At 43.5% G+C, this 19,596-nt stretch carries 14 protein-coding genes; 13 read left to right on the forward strand and 1 reads right to left on the reverse strand.

Annotation, left to right across the window (positions count from 1 at the left end):
• Positions 1–35: 35 nt before the first annotated feature.
• Positions 36–557 carry an Hsp20/alpha crystallin family protein gene (locus G631_RS0105965; RefSeq protein WP_026488677.1) on the reverse strand — a complete coding sequence of 174 codons (522 nt, stop codon included), beginning with the start codon at positions 555–557 and terminating at the stop codon, positions 36–38.
• Between the two features lie 343 nt (positions 558–900).
• Here G631_RS0105965 and G631_RS0105970 point away from each other — a divergent pair, with 343 nt between their 5' ends.
• The 13 genes from G631_RS0105970 (at position 901) to G631_RS20025 (ending at position 19,593) form a co-directional block, all read left to right on the forward strand.
• Positions 901–1,935: an ATP-binding protein gene (locus G631_RS0105970; RefSeq protein WP_026488678.1), complete on the forward strand. Its 1,035-nt coding sequence runs from the start codon at positions 901–903 to the stop codon at positions 1,933–1,935.
• An 84-nt stretch (positions 1,936–2,019) separates the two neighbouring features.
• A complete protein-coding gene (locus G631_RS0105975; RefSeq protein WP_026488679.1) occupies positions 2,020–2,802 on the forward strand; it encodes a mechanosensitive ion channel family protein in 783 nt (260 codons plus the stop codon).
• Between the two features lie 82 nt (positions 2,803–2,884).
• The gene (locus G631_RS0105980) at positions 2,885–4,162 is read left to right on the forward strand and encodes a glycosyltransferase family 1 protein (RefSeq protein WP_242829068.1); all 1,278 of its coding nucleotides are present in this window, start codon (positions 2,885–2,887) and stop codon (positions 4,160–4,162) included.
• Positions 4,162–5,349 carry a glycosyltransferase gene (locus G631_RS0105985; RefSeq protein WP_026488681.1) on the forward strand — a complete coding sequence of 396 codons (1,188 nt, stop codon included), beginning with the start codon at positions 4,162–4,164 and terminating at the stop codon, positions 5,347–5,349. The genes G631_RS0105980 and G631_RS0105985 overlap by 1 nt, the downstream gene beginning before the upstream one ends.
• A 29-nt stretch (positions 5,350–5,378) precedes the next feature.
• Complete coding sequence (locus tag G631_RS0105990; RefSeq protein WP_026488682.1) at positions 5,379–6,473, forward strand: glycosyltransferase; 1,095 nt, start codon at positions 5,379–5,381, stop codon at positions 6,471–6,473.
• Between the two features lie 62 nt (positions 6,474–6,535).
• Complete coding sequence (gene asnB / locus G631_RS0105995; RefSeq protein WP_026488683.1) at positions 6,536–8,425, forward strand: asparagine synthase (glutamine-hydrolyzing); 1,890 nt, start codon at positions 6,536–6,538, stop codon at positions 8,423–8,425.
• Positions 8,426–8,456: 31 nt separating this feature from the next.
• Positions 8,457–9,068, forward strand: a complete 612-nt coding sequence (locus G631_RS0106000) for a thymidine kinase (RefSeq protein ID WP_035789380.1) — start codon at positions 8,457–8,459, stop codon at positions 9,066–9,068.
• 1,147 nt (positions 9,069–10,215) lie between these two features.
• Entirely contained in the window at positions 10,216–11,481 is a 1,266-nt protein-coding gene (locus G631_RS20020) for a hypothetical protein (RefSeq protein WP_051196915.1), read from the forward strand.
• Between the two features lie 376 nt (positions 11,482–11,857).
• Positions 11,858–12,145 (forward strand): flagellar biosynthesis anti-sigma factor FlgM, encoded by a 288-nt coding sequence (gene flgM, locus G631_RS0106010; RefSeq protein WP_026488685.1) that lies wholly within the window; start codon positions 11,858–11,860, stop codon positions 12,143–12,145.
• Positions 12,146–12,271: 126 nt separating this feature from the next.
• The gene (locus G631_RS0106015) at positions 12,272–12,790 is read left to right on the forward strand and encodes a flagellar protein FlgN (protein ID WP_242829069.1); all 519 of its coding nucleotides are present in this window, start codon (positions 12,272–12,274) and stop codon (positions 12,788–12,790) included.
• A gap of 122 nt (positions 12,791–12,912) precedes the next feature.
• Positions 12,913–14,568, forward strand: a complete 1,656-nt coding sequence (flgK, locus tag G631_RS0106020; RefSeq protein ID WP_026488687.1) for a flagellar hook-associated protein FlgK — start codon at positions 12,913–12,915, stop codon at positions 14,566–14,568.
• A gap of 246 nt (positions 14,569–14,814) precedes the next feature.
• Positions 14,815–16,665 carry a flagellar hook-associated protein FlgK gene (locus G631_RS0106025; RefSeq protein WP_026488688.1) on the forward strand — a complete coding sequence of 617 codons (1,851 nt, stop codon included), beginning with the start codon at positions 14,815–14,817 and terminating at the stop codon, positions 16,663–16,665.
• 819 nt (positions 16,666–17,484) lie between these two features.
• Positions 17,485–19,593 (forward strand): flagellin N-terminal helical domain-containing protein, encoded by a 2,109-nt coding sequence (locus G631_RS20025; RefSeq protein ID WP_051196917.1) that lies wholly within the window; start codon positions 17,485–17,487, stop codon positions 19,591–19,593.
• The last annotated feature ends 3 nt before the right edge of the window (positions 19,594–19,596 follow it).

Raw genomic sequence — 19,596 nt, forward strand, 5'->3', positions numbered from 1 at the left:
CTGGCTGATGAGCCAGAGTGCGGAGGGCATTTACATCAATCCTTCACTTCAATTCTTGCAGCTTCTTCTTTTTCAGGAAGGGCTTCCTTTTTAGGGATGTTGACTGTGAGGACGCCATTTCTGTACTGGGCAATGATGTCCTCAGGTTTGAGGTTCTCAACGCGGAAGGATCTCTGGTAGGAGGAAGATCTGCGCTCGCGGCGGATGTACTTGCCGCCTTCATCCTTCTCATCCTTGTTCTCACTGTGCTGAGCGGAAATTGTGAGGATATCGTTTTTAAGATCAATATTGATGTCTTCCTTGTTAAATCCAGGAAGTTCAGCCTCCAGCTGATAGGAATCCTCTTTCTCAATAACATCGGTTCTCATGAGGCTTGCACCAGCAAATCCGTTTCTGTCAGAAAGAGCTGTGTTCTGGTGATCTCTAGCGGCTCTGTCATTCTGGCAGGCGCCATCTCTGCAGGTTCCGTTCTCTGTCCAGTTCCAGAATCCTCTGTTAAAGAAATCATCCATCTCATCAAAAATATCATTATTACTCCAAAGCATAGGCATTAACATAAAAATCACGCTCCTTTTCTATAAATATTTGTTGTAGTGGTTTTGTGAATATTAGGTGTCAGCAGTATATTTCTGGTGGTATATGTTGTGTTAAATATAATTAGCACTCAACAGAGAGGGCTGCTAACAATTTGTATAAGTATGTTATAGAACAAGTGTAACAAGATGTCAACAGTTCTTTTACCAGATAAAAAATAAAATAATTATAAATTGCGCTTAAAATCAGGAAATTACTGGGCTTGACGGCTAGTATAAAGAAGTATAAAATTATGATAGTAGTATAAAGAAATATAAAAAAGTATAAAGGAATATAGTGAATATAAAGTAGGAGGTCATTTGCAAAATGGGCAATCCTTTTTCTTTATCTTTCGGCAAGAAACCGGGAGAGTATATATCCAGAATTACGCAGACTAATGAGGTTTTAGAGACTTTTCAGGACGATGAACCTTCTAATCAGGTTTACATGGTCACTGGGGCTAGAGGAACTGGCAAGACTGTCATGATGACTAGCATTGCAGAGGAATTGAGGCGCGATAAGAGGTGGATTGTCGTTGAACTTAATCCTGAGCGTGATATGTTGCAGAAGCTGGCAGCAGATCTGTATGCAATTCCGGAGATGCATGCTCTTTTTATCAAGGCTAAACTCGATTTTTCTGCGCTTGGGCTTGGGGTATCTATAGAGAATGCGGCACCGGTTACTGATATAGAGGTAGCGCTGGATAAGATGCTGTCTCATGTGCAGAAGGCTGGCAAGAGGCTTCTTATCACAGTGGATGAGGTGACGAATTCTTCCAATATCAAGATTTTTTCCGCTGCTTTTCAGATCTTCTTGAGAAAAGATTATCCGGTATTCCTCATAATGACTGGATTATACGAGAATATCTATGATTTGCAGAATGAGAAGTCACTTACATTTTTGTATAGAGCGCCCAAGGTTAATCTTGAGCCGTTAAATTATACGGCTATAGTTGCAAGATATAAGGGGGTTTTTGACATCTCGCAGGACAAGGCTGAGGAAATGGCCAAGCTTACTAAGGGTTACTCATATGCTTTTCAGGTATTGGGATATCTGGTCTGGCAGAACAGGGACAAGGAACTTCAGGACATTATTCCGGAGTATGATCAGTACTTGGAAGAGTATGTATATGCCAAGATTTGGGATGAATTATCTGAGAAAGACAGATCAGTGGTAAAAGAGATGTGCCTTTCAGGCCATACAAATGTCACGGAAATTCGAAATGCACTAGGGATGACCACGCCAGAATTTTCTGTGTACAGAGACAGGCTTAAGAGAAAAGGGCTGATAAATGCAAACCAGAGGGGTTATATTTTCTTGATTCTCCCAAGACTGGAAGCGTTTGTTAAGATGAGAACCTGATCAGGAAAATGGAGCACTAAATGCGGATTATTGGATTGTATTAAAAGTAATTTAGAGTTGTGAGTTGGTGAGGAGAAGTTAAGTATGGAGGAAGTTTTGAATATCTTTTTAAAATATATACTGCCCTTTGTGGTGGCGTGGATTTTGAACCTTATAATGGGGAAGGTTTTTAGCAAGGAGCGTCTTCGCGGCAAGCTCCACCTGATCTTTTTAAAGGGCATTATTATGGCCTTCTTCTGGGCTGTGGCAGCTCTTTTTGCTCTGAGCGGGATTCCGGCCTTTTCCAAGACCTGGGAGACAGCGCTTGCTTCCTCTGGAATTGTAGCGGTTGTAATAGGTCTTGCGGCCCAGTCAACTCTTAGTAACGTGTTTGCAGGGATCGCGCTGTCGGCGTCAAGGTCCAGGCCTTTTGATATTGGGGACAGGGTAGCGATTGATTCAATTGACCCGGGATTTGTTGAGGATATTACCCTTCGCCACACAGTGATAAAGACCTATCAGAATGAGCGTATTTACGTGCCTAACTCTACTGTTGGAAGTGCTACTATCATCAATTACACCCAGGACCGCTCTTACTCTTTTCCAATAACTGTGTCAGTTGCCTATGGCACGGATATTTACAGGGCTATGGATATTATGGCGGATGTTATTGAGCAGCACCCTAATCACTTCGGCGCAAGGCCAACTGTCTTGTGCAAGGAGGCTGGAGAGAGCGGAATCACGCTGCGAGTTCTGGTGGAGACCAGGGACTTTAGGGATAACCCAAGGACATGCTCTGACTGCCTTATCGAGATCATGAAGCGCTTCAAGGCAGAAGGCATCGAGATTCCATACAACAAGCTTGTGGTTTTGCAGGGAAATGAGTAAAGCTTTGGGAAATTTCCTATAAAGCGGCGATTGTGTTATACTAAAGCGCAGCCTATGTGGTTTGATGTGGATGCGAATTTAGATGGAAGATAAGAATATGGAAAATAATTCTCAGATGAATAATTCACAGGCTGGCGTTTGCAAGCCAATCAGGGTCCTTCACGTCTTTGGGCGCGTGGGGCTTGGCGGTGCTGAGAGCCGTATAATGGATTTATATAGGAATATTGACAGGGACAAGATCCAGTTTGATTTTCTGGTGCACTATTCTGCTAAGAAGACTGGGAAAATGGCCCCAACTTCAGATGAACTTTTAGCTGTAAGAGAGCCTGATTATTACGATGAAGCAATCAGGGAGCTTGGGGGAAATATATACGTTTTACCCCGCTTTGAGGGCAAGAATTATTTTGCTTATAAAAAGGCTATTAGTAATTTCTTTTCCGAAAACAGAGGAAAGTGGCAGGTTGTCCATGGACACATGACCAGCACTGCAGCTTTGTACCTGCCAGTTGCCAGAAAAAAGGGTGGAGCAGCCGTAACTATTGCCCACTCCAGAAATGCAGGCACTGAGCCAGGGCTTAAGGGAATTGCAACTAAGATCCTGCGCCTTCCGCTAAAACGCCTGGGAACTGCAGATCACTATTTTACCTGTTCTGAAAAGGCCGGTAGGGCTGTGTTTGGAGACAAGCTCTTTGACCAGGGATATGTCAGGACTATACCCAACGCAATTGACGTAAAAAAGTTTGCTTATGACGCTGATATCAGGAACAAGATCCGGGCAGAGCTTGGGGTTTCAGAGGACGAAATTGTGATAGGCCACGTAGGAAGATTTGATTACCAGAAGAACCACGAGTATCTGATAAGGATATTTGATCAGGTCCTTAAACTGGCTAAAGAGAAGATGCCAGACAGGAAGCTTTTGCTGATAATGCTAGGCCAGGGATCACTTATGGACACTGTGAAAGCTCAGGTTAATGATCTTGGAATCCAGGACAGAGTCAGGTTCCTGGGCCTTAAGGGAAATTCCAGCGACTATTACAGGGCCATGGACTACTTCTTATTCCCGTCATTTTTTGAAGGGCTTCCGGGAACTGTTGTGGAGGCACAGGCGGCAGGGCTTAAGTGCCTTATCTCTGATACCATCACAACTGAAGTTGACATAACAGAGCTTGTAAGCCGCATGGATATTAGAAAAGACCCTTCGGAATGGGCTGGGAAGATACTTGAAGATCTGGGAAATATGCCAGATAGGCAGGCAGAAACACCAAGATTTGAGCAGGAACTTGCAGATGCCGGATTTGATGCGCAGACTCAGGCTCGGGCAATTAGCTATTTCTACGAACATGGGAGTTTTAAAGATTAATGAAAAAAAATCTTATGATCATTGTTCCGACCCTTCATCAGGGCGGATATGAGAGAGTTGCTGCTATTACAGCCAAGCTCATGCAGGATTTCTTTAACGTGACCCTGCTGATTTTTGATGACAAAAATGCCAACTATGACGTTTCAGGTGTTGATGTAGTAAACATCAATCTTCCAAGTCAGAAGGGCAAACTTAATAAGGCCCTTACCTTAGTTAAAAGAGCTAACAAGATCAGAAAGATCAAGAAGGAAAGAAATATAGATATTTCCTATAGTTTTGGAGCCACAGCAAATCTCTCCAATTCTTTATCCAAGGCTGGAGAGAAGCTTGTTACAGGCCTTAGATGCTACACAGATATGGAGGCTCCAAGGCATATACGATTATTTGTTAAAAAGTCAGACCTTATTCTGTCCTGTTCAAGGGAGATAATGGCAATTCTTGAGAGGGATTATAAGTTTAACAAGACTGAATTTATCTATAATCCTACGGATATTGAGACTATTGATACCCTGGGACAGGAAGAAATACAGGATTTCCCTTTTGAAAAGGGCACCAGAGTTATTTCCTGCATGGCTAGGGACAATTACATCAAGGGAATATGGCATCTGATCAAGGCTTTTTACCTTGAATCCCAAAAGCACAGCGACTTAAGACTCATGATCCTTGGAAGGGGAGAGTACAAATCCTACAAGGAACTGGTGAGAAAGCTTGGTATCGAGGATAAAGTCTGCTTTGTAGGTGTTAGAAAGAATCCTTTTGCCTATGTTGCAAAGAGCGACCTTTACGTGCTTGCATCTAACCATGAAGGCTTTCCTAATGCTCTTTTAGAAGGAATGGCCCTTGGCAAGCCTGTTGTTGCGGCAGACTGCAAGACAGGACCCAGGGAGATAGTTCTTTCTGAGGATGAGCTGGAAGATCTTTTGAAAAAGGGTACAAAGAGAGAACTCATGCCTGACTTTATAGAAGGTGCCTACGGTATACTTGTAAGGGACATGAGTCCTATTGAAGATACAGACGAAAAACATATGACATCAGATGACGTAGCGCTGGCCCATGCCATAGAAGCTATGCTGTCTTCAGAGGATAAAATGCAGCATTACAGCGATGTGGCGAGAGGAAGGGCCTGTGTTTATACGCCTGACAAGTATGCGCAGGATCTGCAGAAGATATTAAATAAGCTTGTTTGATGGTCAAAGCGTGTTTAAGGAGTAGTACCGTGAAAAGAATTGCATTTCACTTACATTGCCTGGCAAGAGGCGGAGCAGAGAGAGTAGTAACCAATCTTGCAAATCAATTTGCTAAAGAGGGCTATGAGGTGTTCATAGCCACAGAATGGCAGGCAGAAGACGAATACCAGATAGACGACGCGGTGAAGAGAATCCACGTGGGGCTTAGGGACGAAGATCAGAATAAGGGAAGAGTAACTAAGTTTCTTCTTAGGGTCAAATATCTGAAAAAGTTCGTAAGAGAGTACAAGCCAGACGTTCTCATAGCCTTTGCCAAAAGAGCTAACTACAGAGCCCTCATGGCTGCTGGCAACATGAAAATTCCAGTAGTTATATCAATCAGAACAGATCCTAAGGGCCACTATGACTCTTTTACCGACAAAATTCAGAACAAGTGGCTATTCCCTAAGGCTGCGGGCTGCGTGTTCCAGACAAAGGGCCAAAAGGACTTCTTTAAACCCCTTCTTCAGGACAATTCAAGGGTCATCTTAAATCCTATAAATCCCAAGTATATTGGGGTAGAAGCGCCCATGGAGCGTGAAAAGAGTGTTGTGCATCACGCAAGACTTGTGGACTTTAAAAACCAGTCTATGCTTGTGAGAGCTTTTTTACGGGTTCATGAAAAGCACCCGGATTACGTGCTTAAGATGTATGGCGACGACTCCCACGATGGAACCAGGGAGATCCTTGAGAAGATAATTGCTGATAACCACGCAGAGGATTACGTTTTCATTATGGGTGGCAGCGATAGCCTGGAAAAAGAGCTGCCTAAGGGCAGTGTGTATGCTTTTACATCCGATTGGGAGGGCATGCCGAATTCTCTTTTGGAGGCCATGGCACTTGGAATGCCTATAGTTGCAACGGATTGCCCATGTGGCGGCCCTGCAACAGTTATGACTAATGAAGTTGACGGGCTTCTGATCCCTATCAAGGATGAGGATGCGCTTGTGGCAGGCCTTAACAGACTTATAGAGGATAGAGACCTAGCTGAGAGGCTTGGAAATAATGCAAGAAAGATTGCTGACATTGGCAACAGCAAGGCGGTGTTTGCCCAGTGGAAGGACTTTCTTGAAAGTGTAATGTAGAACTGCGAGAGTATCGAAGATATATTATTGACTAGAAAAATTTGAGCCTGGAGACTTACTAGATGTGCGGTATTTGTGGATATATATCCAAGAATAGCATTACAACGGACCAGCTTCGAGCCATGAACGATACTATGTATCACAGAGGCCCGGACGACAACGGCGTTGAAGTGTATGATTATGGCGGAGGCTACTGTATAGGCCTTGCCCAGAGAAGACTTTCAATTCTTGACCTGTCTCCACTTGGTCATCAGCCCATGCATTCGCAAAATGATGATATCGTAGTGGTTTTTAACGGCGAGATTTATAACTTCCTTGAGTTAAAAGAGAAAATAAAGGACTATCCATTTAAGACGAGTTGCGATACAGAGGTCATAATCGCTGCATACCTGAAATGGGGCGAAGATTTTGTAAGCCATATTCATGGAATGTTTGCTATAGCTCTTTTTGATAAGAGAAATGGAAATGTGTATCTTGTAAGAGACAGGATTGGCAAGAAGCCTTTATATTACTGGCTTGACGGAGATAATATCGTATTTGCCTCAGAGCTTAAGCCTATTGTAAAGTGTCCTGGATTTGTGCAAAAAATCAGGAAGGATGTCATTCCAAGATATCTTCATCATCAATATATCAAAGCTCCGGATACGATTTATCAGAATGTGTATAAGCTTGAGTCAGGATGTCTTTTGAAGTTCAACCTTGGAAAAATAGAGATAAAGAGATACTGGAGCGTCAAGGAAGCTTATCACAAGGGGGCTTTTAACCCTGTAAAGAGCTACGAAGAGGCAAAGAGCGGGTTAAAAGAGAGGCTTAACAAGGCGGTTGCAGATAGGATGATCGCGGATGTGCCTCTGGGAGCGTTTCTTAGCGGCGGCTATGATTCATCCCTTGTGTCGGCTATAGCCCAGTCCCATAGCGATACGCCCATCAAGACTTTCTGCATCGGATTTGATGATCCCAAGTACAACGAAGCTCAGTATGCAAAAGAAATTGCACAGCATCTTGGAACTAACCACACAGAGCTGTATATCAGTGAAAGAGACATGTTTGACATGGTGGATAGTATTCCAAAGTACTACGATGAGCCATTTGCAGACAGCTCGCAGATACCTACAATGCTGGTATCCAAGCTTGCCAAAAAGCAGGTGACTGTTGCTCTTTCAGGTGATGGCGGAGATGAGTTTTTCTGCGGATATAATGTATATGATAATGTGGCTACTGCCCAGAAAATAGATGCTCTTGGAGCGCTTTCTTATGGAGCTTGCCAAATTCCTGTAGTTGGAGGAGCCCTGTGGAAAAAGCTGCCCTTTAAGGTGAGGGTAGTAGCTGGCAATAGAAATCCGGAAACCAAGGTACAGCTTGCATCTGAGTGGTATTTGAAGGCTGCTATGTCTTTTTTACCAAAAGAGGACAGAGAAAAAGCTATGATGATAAAGTACCCAATAGAATCAGGGTATGGCGTGAACAACTGGCAGGTCAGACGTATGCTGCTTGATATGGATACATATCTGACCGATGACATTATGGTCAAGATGGACAGGGCTTCTATGAAATACTCACTTGAGGCCAGATGTCCAATCCTTGACACAGCTGTAATGGAGTATTCGTACAGGATTCCGCACAAATACAAGTATTTCAAGGGCGATAAGAAGCATATTTTGAAGGACATTGCCTATGACTATATTCCAAAAGAGCTTCTGGACAGGCCAAAGAAGGGCTTTTGCGTGCCGCTTGATGCCTGGATGAGAGGGCCTCTTAAGGGTAAGCTTGTGGATTATAGTAGCAAGGAATACCTGACAAGGCAGGGAATCTTTGATCCTGAATATGTAAATAAGTTTTTGAGTGCTTATCTTCAGACAGGTGATGCCGGGGCAGCCACAGGCAAGAACTATTCAAGGATTGCCTGGTCTTTCTATGTGTTCCAGCAGTGGTATGAACACTACCTGTTGTAAAAATGAATAAGAAAATGGGGGAATTTATAAAATGGGGAAATTGTACTTCAGATATGGAGCTATGGGAAGCTCCAAGACTGCCAATGCGCTGATGGTGCGCTACAACTATTTTGAGAAGGGCCAGAACGCCATCATTTTAAAACCTGCCACAGAGAATCGTGACGGCGAGAAGACTGTGAAGTCCAGAATGGGACTGTCCGCAGAGTGCACCTTTGTGGAGGAGTTTCTTGAAACTGTGGAAAAAGAGTGGCTTACAGGCAAGTCAGATTCCTGGAAAGAGCTTGACTGCGTCATTGTGGATGAGGCCCAGTTCCTGACAGAGGAGCAGGTTGATATGTTGGCACTTGTTGTGGATAAGTATGATCTGCCAGTTATCTGCTATGGCCTTAGAACTGACTTTACAAGCCACTTGTTCAGCGGCTCCAAGCGTCTTATGGAGATTGCCAACTATATCGAGGAAGTTCCAACTGTGTGCTGGTGCGGAAGACGAGCTCACTTTAACGCCCGTGTCTCAAACGGCAAGATAGTAAGAAGCGGCGAGCAGATCATGATGGGCGGCAATGAGTCCTACGTTTCCGTCTGCAGAAGACACTTCCTCTCCGGGGAAGTCAGCGGCCCAAGAGAGAGGGACGTGGAAGAGTAAGGCGCTGGAAAATATAAGCAGCTACTAGAAATCAGATGCCTGTGTTTGCTGGACTTGTGATATGAATTCGATGTAAATATTTGAGTATCGAGAAGTGGGAAGTAATGATCCGAAAAGGGAATTGTTATTTCCCACTTCTTTTTCTTGATTTATATGAAAATGCGGTTGGTGTGCATTTCGTGTAAGGCCAGGAGTATTAGGCTATGCGAAGGACTTATATGCAAATCTACATTATTCTGACTTGCATATAAAGTGTTCTGAAGAGCCAAGGTTCCAGGCTTATACGAAACTGGTATATAAGTAGGATTTCGTGTAAGTCCTCTGGAACTATGACTTATATGAAAATACGGCCGGTGTGTATTTCATGTAAGGCCAGGAGTATTAGGCTATGCGAAGGGCTTATATGCAAATCTAAGATACCTTAACTTGCATATAAAGAGTTCAGAAGAGCCAAGATTACAGGCTTACACGAAACAAGTTTATAAGTGGGATTTCGTGTAAGATGTTTGGAGCTATGACTTATATGAAAATACGGCCGGTGTGTATTTCATGTAAGGCCAGGAGTATTAGGCTATGCGAAGGGCTTATATGCAAATCTAAGATACCTTAACTTGCATATAAAGAGTTCTGAAGAGCCAAGGTTCCAGGCTTACACGAAACAAGTCTATAAGTAGGATTTCGTGTAAGATGTTTGGAGCTATGACTTGCATAATAATTTGATTTTAAGACAGAATATTTTGAATATTTAGTCTTTTTATTATGGACTTGAGTTTATGGTGGGATATGTCGATATCTAAGTTGACATGATTGAAATTGATATGTATTCGCAGACTAGTGCATTTGTGGATAACTGTACACCAGCGATGAACAGGTATGCCTGGCCCAAAAGCATAAGCACTGTGGATACCCCACCAGCAATCAATATTGATCACATAGCTATGGAAAGCGTGAACCTTCATGGAAGATTATTCTTCATGGAGGTCTTTTGTTGCACAAGACCGGCAAGCGAATGGATGCTTGCATACAAATTCATTTGCCGGTCGTAAGAACATGGAGCACAAAGTGCGGAATGTTCGTGTGCGAAATCGAGTAGGAGTCAGCCGACTTGATCGTAGAGCAAAAGACTTCCAATAATTTAGGAGGTAGCATGAAGATTGCACAGAGCAATGTGAATCTGGTCTCTAGTAACCACTACTATGAGGAAAACACGGTATCCGTGAAAAGTGGTGTGGTTTCAAGAGGCGCTTTTCTTGACAATTTGCAGAGTCAGGGAAAGAGTGTGGAGGAAGAAAAGAGTGAAATTGCAGCAATGCTGAAAGCAAACAGAAAGATGGATATTTATGAGAGCACTTGGCAGTATCAAATGTCAGGACAGATGGCTCTTGGAAGTGAGAATTACGATTCTCTAAGACCCGGTATGACTGAGCTTGGTAAAGACTTGGAGACAAGTTTTGTTGAGCAGATAGCCCAGATAAGAGCAAGGCTCCTGGAGACACTAATGAGTTTTCTGCAGATCTTAGGCGGGGGAGGCGCAAGAAGATTAGACAACAGCTCAGAGGCTTCGAGTGGAAACCTGTTAGGTGACGGCTTTGACAGTGGAAATACTGAAAATACCAGCGCTTGGAATATTTTTGGAGATGTCAGGTCCATACTGTCAAATAGTGGAATGGTAAGAGTGACTACTATTGAGATGCGACATGTTGAGGAAGAAGCTACATCTTTTAGCGGACAGGGAATTGCCAAGACAGAAGATGGCCGTGAAATTGATTTTAATGTGGACTTTTCTTTGTCAAGGCGACTTACAAAGGCAGCAGGAATCAGCATGCCTAGTGCTGTGAATTTCATTGACCCGCTTGTCATCAACGTTGGAAGCGATGTGACTAGTATCAGCGACCAGAGCTTTTTCTTTGACCTTGACTGTGATGGAGTTGAGGAAAAAGTTGCAGGACTCGGCGCAGGCTCAGGCTTTCTTGCCTATGACAGAAACGGCGATGGCGTGGTGAATGATGGGTCAGAGCTTTTTGGCACCAAGAGCGGTGATGGCTTTGCTGATCTGACTGAATTCGACAGCGATGGCAACGGCTGGATTGATGAAAATGATGAGGCCTATGGCAAGCTTCAGGTCTGGCTTAGAGATGAAGATGGCACAGACAGGCTCTTGTCTTTGCAGGAAGCTGATGTTGGCGCTATTTTCCTTGGCAGCGTAGCAACTGAGTTTACTGAGTATCAGGGGCAGGGGGATAACGGGTACAAGCCTGGTTCTGAAGAAGGCCAGAGTGTTGAAGTTAGAAATGCATTTACTCCCGTGGCTGCGGGCCTTACAGTTGCAGCTATGATGCGCGCAAGTGGCCTGTTCCTGAAAGAGAGCGGTGGCGTCGGCACCATGCACCAGATCGACCTCGCGAGATTGTGAGTTCCGCTTGTTGCAGCATTTGTTTGATATGAACATGACAGCAAGTCCTACGGACAGGGCTTGCTGCCATGAAACTAGCCAGAAACTAAGGCAGATTTCGTATAAGCCCACAAAAAAATTTTAAAAAAATTCTAAAAAAAGCCTAAAGTTTTTTTACCAAGTGTCCGATAATAAAAGTAGAAACAGATGAAAAGTGTTGAAATCCCTTGGGAGTAGGCGCATTGCAGCGGTCACATGAGGCATCCAAAGATCATTAAATGAGTGGGGAAAAATTTTTTTGATCTAAAAGAAATAATCCAAAAAGACTAAAGTAATGCAAATATCTACCGATAAATGAAGTAGATAAAAAAATACTCCAGGGAAGGAGGAAAAGATCATGCGTATAGAAGCATACAGTCAGGTTCAGCAGATTTATTCAAACAGCAAAGTTAATAAGGCGCAGCCTACAAAGAAGACAAATGACATCAGAGATACTGTATCATTTTCTTCTATAGGAAAAGATATCCAGGTTGCTAAACAGGCTGTAAGCGCAGCTCCAGATGTCAGGGAGGACCTTGTAGCTAAGTACAAAGCTGCTATCAAGAACGGAACTTATGATGTGAGTGGAGAGGCATTTGCTGACAAGCTTTTAGCGAAATACGAAGCATCTGAAGGATTATCATAAAGTACGGCCTTGGGCGCGATGATTCATCGCGTGTGGGACTGAGAAACATGATGATATAGGTGCCTAAAGACGAGATGCTAATAGCCTTTTTTGAAAATAGAATAAAACAATAGGAGGATAATTCCAGTGGCTAGTTTGATGGAAAATCTAGTGCAGGTACTTGATCAGGAATGCACTATGTACGAGCAATTACTGGGGTTGTCAAGCCGAAAGACCGCCATCATCGTATCAGGCGATCTGAAGGCACTTGCGGAAATCACGGATGAAGAGCAGCATGTGATAGGCAAGATCCAGCGCCTTGATAAGCAGCGTATCGTGGCGATGGAGAACATAGCCAGCGTGCTTAACATGGATGTTAATTCATTGAAACTGACCGATCTGATCACAATCTTGGAAAAGAGACCACAAGATCAGAAAAACCTGTCTATTCAGAGAGATCGCCTAAAAAGCGTCACTGAAAATGTCAGGCGTGTAAACGGACAGAACCAGGAACTTCTTATCAGTTCCCTTGAAATGGTTCGATTCGAGATGAATATCATCCAAGCGTCTAAAAGAGCTCCACAGACAGCTAATTATTCCAGAGCTTTAGACACTACAGGCGATTGTCTAGGTTACACATCGGGCGGGTTTGATGCAAAGCAGTGAAGCATTTGATAACCCACCCGGGAATAGACAATTTCCCGATAGTGTCTTTTTTGCGCCCAAAAATGGACCGTTGACCCCGTCCCCCAGGTCCATTTTCGGTGGTAGAACAAGGAGAACCGCCCATGTTAATGGCAAACCTATATGTTGGCCAGTCAGGCCTTCAAACTTCACAAAATGCCTTGAACACCACGGCTCACAACATGTCAAACGTGGATACAGAAGGCTATACCAGGCAGCAGGTGAGCCAGGGCACCAGAGCTTATCAGACTCTTGAGAAAAAGAATGAGCAGATATCCTGGAAGCAGATTGGAACCGGTGTTAACTACAATCACTGTAAGCAGGTCAGAAGTGAATTCCTTGATATTTCCTACAGGCAGGAAAGCGGAAGACTTGCTTTTTATGATGTTTCTGTAAAGGCTCTTGAGGAAATCGAGGATCAGCTCCAGGAGATGAACGGCTCAGAGTTTGCAGATTCCCTTAACAACCTGTGGGTTTCCATACAGGAGTTGGCAAAAGACCCATGTTCTGCGGTAAATCAAAGCTCAATGGTAACTCGTGCTAATGAGTTTCTTACAAGAGCAAAAAGTGTTTACGAAGGACTTGTTTCTTATCAGGAAAACATGGATTCCACAGTTGAAACAATGGTGGAAAACATAAATAACTACGGTGATCGTATTCGCCAGCTCAACGAAGACATTGTGGAAATCGAGTCTGGAAGACAGGAAAAAGCCAATGACCTTCGCGATGAGAGAAATGTTCTTTTGGACAAACTTGGTGAATACGGCAAGATCGAGTACATGGAAGATATATTTGGTAATGTGACAGTTCTTTTCGAAGGATCATCCTTTGTAACAACTGACCACGTTAACCATATTGGAATAGATAGAACCCTTGAAAGCCCTGTTGGCTACGCGACTCCATACTGGGAGTACGCTGCCAAGTCAGAGTACGACAAGGATGGCAACAAGGTTATAGTTTCAATCGACGGCGGACACCTCTACGACCTTACGCAGACCGTTTCAACTACAATAAATACAGATATTGGAAAGCTCAAGTCAGTTCTTTTGGCAAGAGGTGATCACAACGCGACCTACCACGATATTGTGGAGGATCAGGACTACTACAACAAGAATATTTCCCAGTCCGTTATCATGAATATTCAGGCTGAGTTCGATCAGATGATCCACGCGGTCATGACTAAGATAAACGAGATAATGGAAAATTCTGAATCAAATCCAGCTTACCTCGACGAGACAGTGGGACTTCCTTCAGACTTTACGCTCTTTGTGGTTGCCAACGAAGGCGACAGGATAACCTACGATTTTAACAAGGAAAAGCCTGCAGGCACCGTAGAAACAGGCTTTACAATTATGAACGCCCAGGTAAATCCAAAGCTCCTCATGGATCCAACTCTTTTTACCTTCAGAAAAATCGACGGCGAAGAGGACAACACGACCATGACCCTGTTAAAAGAGGCATTTACCAAGGAAGAGTACGTTCTAAATCCCAATGTTACTACAAGAAACAGCTTCGTGACCTACTACAACAGCCTGGTTTCTCAGGTTGCAAACTCAGGCGATGTTTATAAGAGCATCCAGGAGGCCCAGCAGCAGACTGTTGATGCCGTTGCATCAGGCAGAGAGCAGATTGTGGGCGTATCAAGTGACGAAGAACTGGAATTCATGATCATGTTCCAGAACGCTTACAACGCTTCTTCAAGATATATCAACGTTGTCAGCGAGATGCTGGAGCACCTTGTTACAACTCTCGGCGCGTGATGTAGAGGTGTAGAAATCATAATCGGCATGGGAAAGGCTAATGAAAAGCTGGTCTCATGCCGATATTAGTTGTGAAGCGAAGAAATTATGCTTCGACATATGGATATTAAGGATAAAGTCACATGGATGTGAGATACCAGTAGTCTTCGTAGTTTATGAGGATGGGCAGGTAGAGCATCAATGTGACATTTTTATGATTTAGGAAATTTCTTCGAAATTCTGTTTTGTTTTATAGGAGAAAAAGATATGACATCACAATTTTTTGGTCTGAATATTGCAGCGTCCGGACTTCGTGCCGCAAACGCTTCCCTGAACACCACAGGCAACAATATAGCCAATGCAAACACGGACAGTTACAGTCGTCAGAAAGTAACCCAGGTTGCAAGTAACTCTCTTAGAGTGTTTGCAAGATATGGCTGTGCGGGAGCCGGTGTTGACACTATCGCAATCGAGCGTGTCAGGGATGAATTCTATGATGTTAAATATCGCAATAACGAGCAGCTCCTTGGTAATGTTTCGCAAAAGAACTATTACAACCAGCTTATTGAAAAGTATCTGGACGACGACGGAACAAGCGGTTTCTCAACTCTTTTTAACAAGATGGAAGCATCCCTTGAATCAGTCATGACAGCAGCGGGAACTACAGAGACCAAGGCAACCTACATCTCCCAGATGAAGGCAGTTACTGAGTATTTCAACAATGTATACGGCTCACTTCAGAACGAGCAGGCTGACGTTAACGCAGAAATCAAGCTTTGCTGCGACCGCATAAGTTCAATTTCTCAGGAGATTGCCAGCGTTAACAAGCAGATCAACATCATCGAGATGACTGGCGCCAAGGCCAACGAGCTTAGGGACAAAAGAGATGCCATGATCGATGAACTTTCCAAGCTTATATCAGTTGAAACCAAGGAAACACCTATAGTTGATGAAAACAATCCAAGCAGGATAACCGGAGCTACAAGATATCAGATCTGGGTTGCCGGAAGTTACGAGCTGCTTGATACATATGAATATAGAAAGATGATCTGTGTTGCAAGAGATGAAGACGGCAGTACAGGCCAGAACGACGTGGGCGGTCTTTTTGACATCAAGTGGGGCTACGGCAGCTACAAGGACGGCGACAATGTCAATGAACTTTCAGATTTTGCAATTGATTCTCAGCTAATTGGTGGGGAGTTGCAAGGTCTTTTGGCAATGAGAGATGGTAACAATGCCCAGTACTTCCACGGGAAGGGCACTGATGTCAAGCAGTATCCAGACGGCACAGTTACTGTGACTGTTAAAGTTGAGGCATCTTATTTGAAAGATATGACTAAGTGCACGATTCCCAAGGACGGCCGTATTCACATCGGAGCCAAGGACTACAGATATGATAAGTGGGAGTACGACGGCGACAGCACTTACACTTTTACCATCGACCCAGGATCTCTTTCAAGTATCCCTGATGTTGGCAAGACTGTAAAAATCGGTTACTCCAACAAATACCAGGGCCTTCCATATTACATGGCTCAGATGAATGAATGGCTTCGCCAGTTCTCAGCTGCAACTAATGACATCATGGAAAATGGCTTCACATCAGACTCTCTGGAGGGTGTAAATCTTTTGACAGGAATGATGGACACCAATTCTGTAGCTCAGTACAGCTATGAGGATCTCACAACACTCTCAGAAAACAAAGGCTACTACTTCCTGACAGGCGGCAACTTCTGCGTCAATGAAGTTCTTTTGGACAATGCAGACAGACTTGCAACCAAGGCCGATGTTACAGAAGGCGAATCCGAGTTCATGAATCTCAAGAAGTTAAAAGAGATGTTTGATACCAAGAAGATCTTCCGCGGCGCCACCTCCGGCGAGTTCCTAACCAAGGTCCTTGCGGACATCTCACTTAACAAGAGCAATTCTCAGACACTTGAGGATACTTATACTTCACTTGAGAACACTATTGATAATCAGAGACTTTCAGACTCTGGCGTTGATGAAGATGAGGAAGCTTCAAATCTTGTTAAATACCAGAACGCCTACACCCTCTCTTCCAAGATGATCCAGACCCTCACAGAAATCTACGACAGACTCATACTCCAGACCGGAGTATGATGCACAGCCAAGAAAGCAAGCCTTTTAGCATCACTGACTCTAGCGTAAGTGATGCTAAAATTGCATTTATATGAGCTATGCATCAACAAGACATATCCGAGTGATGCATAACTGCATAATCCTGCCTTTTAGCATCACTGATTGCAGCCCGAGTGATGCACAGCCAAGAAAACAAGCTTTTTTGCATCACTGGATCAAGTAAAAGTGATGCAAGAATAGAATTTAAGCTAGTTATGCATCAACAAGGCAAATCAGAGTGATGCAAGAATAGAATTTAAACAAGTTATGCATCAACAAGACTTGCCAGAGTGATGCATAATATCATAATCCTGTCTTTTTGCATCACTGACTCCAGCCCAAGTGATGCACAACCAAGAAAACATGCTTTTTAGCATCACTGGATCAAGTAAAAGTGATGCAAAAATAGCAATTAAACAAGTTATGCATCAACAAAACATATCAGAGTGATGCATAATTGCATAATCCTGTCTTTTAGCATCACTGGATCAAGTAAAAGTGATGCTAAAATAGCAATTAAACAAGTTATGCATCAACAAGGCAAATCAGAGTGATGCATAACTTCATAATCCTGTCTTTTAGCATCACTGATTGCAGCCCAAGTGATGCACAGCCAAGAAAACAAGCTTTTTTGCATCGCCTAGCATCACCAAGTTTCCTCAATCCACACCAAGTCCAACGCAAATCTTCCTTTCCCCACTTCAGAATTGTAGTGAATTGTCCGATAAAAGATATGAGAAATAAAGTCGCATGGATGCGTATGATAGACACGGAAAGTCTCGGTTTATAGCGGAGGTTTATATGCGCATCACCAACAAGATCATGCAGAACAATTCCCTTTACAACATAAATAACAACAAAGTCACTGAGGATCAGCTCAATACCATGATGTCTACGGGAAAAAAGCTAACTCGCCCTTCAGATGACCCAGTTATCGCGATTCGTGCACTGCGCCTTAGAAGTAACGTAACCCAGCTTTCGCAGTACTACGAGAAAAATGCCAAGGATGCCCAGAGCTGGCTGGAAGTCACAGCAGATGCGCTTTCTACAGTAACTAGCGTTTTGACAGACTCTGTAAAGCAGGCAACCAAGGGCGCCAACAAGGACCTGACCCTGGACGATCTTTCAATCATCGTAACTCAGATGGATGCTTTGGCAAAAGAGTATTACTCGACAGGAAATGTAGACTACGCCGGGCGTTACGTCTTTACCGGATACAGGACTGACACATCTCTAACATTTGATAAGACAACAACAGCAGATTATCGTGATATCAATGATGAATTCAATGCAGATTCTATCAGTGATTCCAAGAGAATTCTGGGAAAATATCTTTTGGATTCCTCCACAGTTCTTAGTAAAACTGATGAAGAAACAGTTTATCAACACAGCATTATCGAGAGCACTGTAGGCAGGATCAGGCTTTCCTATGATAATTTAAATTACGTTAAGCCAACTCCTGATGAAAATGGAAATATGACAACAAATCAGGCAATGCTCAAATACAGAGAAGAACTGATACAGCCAGCTACAAGCTCCGTGGATTCCAAAACAGATGTTATCAATCTTACCTACAAGACACTTGACGGTATTACGAGAACTGTTTCTGTGCCTATAGATAATGAAGGAAACTACAAGATAACAAGCGATGGAGTCACCTACACAGCGACGCTTAACACAAACGGCCACTATAATATCGAGGCTGTTGACGCTACTACAGGCCTTGAGGTAGGTACTTTCGCACTTTCTGGCGATGGAATCTTTTTAAGCTCAACAGGAAATGTTGACTCAGCCATCACAAATATAGAGAGCAAGCAGGTTACGACAGTCACATATACCGGAGATGAAGGTAGAATCTCGGTTAAGTTACCTCTTTTACCAGCAATCGGGCAGACCTACGAGCTCACCCTGGATCAGGCCGGGTATACCGCAACAGTAAATAGCGACGGAACCTTCACAATTGTTGACAATAATACCTATGAGAACACCGATGGAACCTACACCAACACTATCATCAACGTGACCGCCAACGGAAGTGTCAACTCTTCGTATAAAGAAACAACGCTGATAATGTCAGATGATGACAACAATATTCTTTACTCAACAAGTAGCGAAGCTGAGATTGATGAGGCTTACGCAAGACTTGCATCTGGAAAAGCTATGGCAGTTCTGAATGCAGCTACAGGTGAAGTTCTTTTGAATGAAGAATTAAAGGCCAGGCTCTCAACTCTGCCAGACCTGATAAATGCTAAGTCAATTGACGTTATTTACGATAAAAAAGAGTGGGTAAATGGCGACATCAGGCCACAGAATCTTTTTAACTGCACTTATATAGATGAAAACGCCAAGTCGATTCTGTATAACAGAGGATCGGCTAGCCACGATATCGCTTACGATGTGGGATTTGCCCAGAGCGTTGTTGTCAATACTACAGCTGATGCGGTTTTTACAACAAGTGTCAGAAGAGATGTCCAGGACCTCTCCAAGATGCTCTCAGAGCTTCAGCAGATTGACGGTACTATCAAGACGTTAAAAGAAAAATTGGCTTCCACCGGAGATGATGCAGTAAAGGCAAGGGTTCAGGCGGAAATAGACTCAGCCCAGAAAGCATTTAACTACCTTAGGGATGAGATGCAGCAGGAATTTGAGCACAAGATAACTTCCAACCAGAAGTCCCTTGATGTAGCCAATATCGCTGTTACCGCAAACGGCACCAGAGCAAAGAGACTTGACCTGGTAAATCAGCGTCTCATGAACCAGACAACAACCTTCAAGACTCTCCAGTCAGATAATGAGGACATTGATCTTGCTGAGACTGCAACGCAGCTCACAACTGCTCAGGTCACCTACGAAGCAAGCCTCATGGCAACCGGCAAGATCAGTCAGAGCTCGCTTATGAACTACATTTGATGA

This window comes from Butyrivibrio sp. XBB1001, assembly GCF_000424505.1.
Lineage (GTDB): Bacteria > Bacillota > Clostridia > Lachnospirales > Lachnospiraceae > Butyrivibrio.

What these genes read in the sequence shown, in the direction of transcription:
- flgK (WP_026488687.1), top strand. Translation starts at nt 12,913, where the DNA reads ATGTTAATGGCAAACCTATATGTTGGCCAGTCAGGCCTTCAAACTTCA.
- G631_RS0106000 (WP_035789380.1), top strand. Translation starts at nt 8,457, where the DNA reads ATGGGGAAATTGTACTTCAGATATGGAGCTATGGGAAGCTCCAAGACT.
- G631_RS20025 (WP_051196917.1), top strand. Translation starts at nt 17,485, where the DNA reads ATGCGCATCACCAACAAGATCATGCAGAACAATTCCCTTTACAACATA.
- G631_RS0105985 (WP_026488681.1), top strand. Translation starts at nt 4,162, where the DNA reads ATGAAAAAAAATCTTATGATCATTGTTCCGACCCTTCATCAGGGCGGA.
- G631_RS0106025 (WP_026488688.1), top strand. Translation starts at nt 14,815, where the DNA reads ATGACATCACAATTTTTTGGTCTGAATATTGCAGCGTCCGGACTTCGT.
- G631_RS0105970 (WP_026488678.1), top strand. Translation starts at nt 901, where the DNA reads ATGGGCAATCCTTTTTCTTTATCTTTCGGCAAGAAACCGGGAGAGTAT.
- flgM (WP_026488685.1), top strand. Translation starts at nt 11,858, where the DNA reads ATGCGTATAGAAGCATACAGTCAGGTTCAGCAGATTTATTCAAACAGC.
- G631_RS0105975 (WP_026488679.1), top strand. Translation starts at nt 2,020, where the DNA reads ATGGAGGAAGTTTTGAATATCTTTTTAAAATATATACTGCCCTTTGTG.
- G631_RS0105965 (WP_026488677.1), bottom strand. Translation starts at nt 557, where the DNA reads ATGTTAATGCCTATGCTTTGGAGTAATAATGATATTTTTGATGAGATG.
- asnB (WP_026488683.1), top strand. Translation starts at nt 6,536, where the DNA reads ATGTGCGGTATTTGTGGATATATATCCAAGAATAGCATTACAACGGAC.
- G631_RS0105980 (WP_242829068.1), top strand. Translation starts at nt 2,885, where the DNA reads ATGGAAGATAAGAATATGGAAAATAATTCTCAGATGAATAATTCACAG.
- G631_RS20020 (WP_051196915.1), top strand. Translation starts at nt 10,216, where the DNA reads ATGAAGATTGCACAGAGCAATGTGAATCTGGTCTCTAGTAACCACTAC.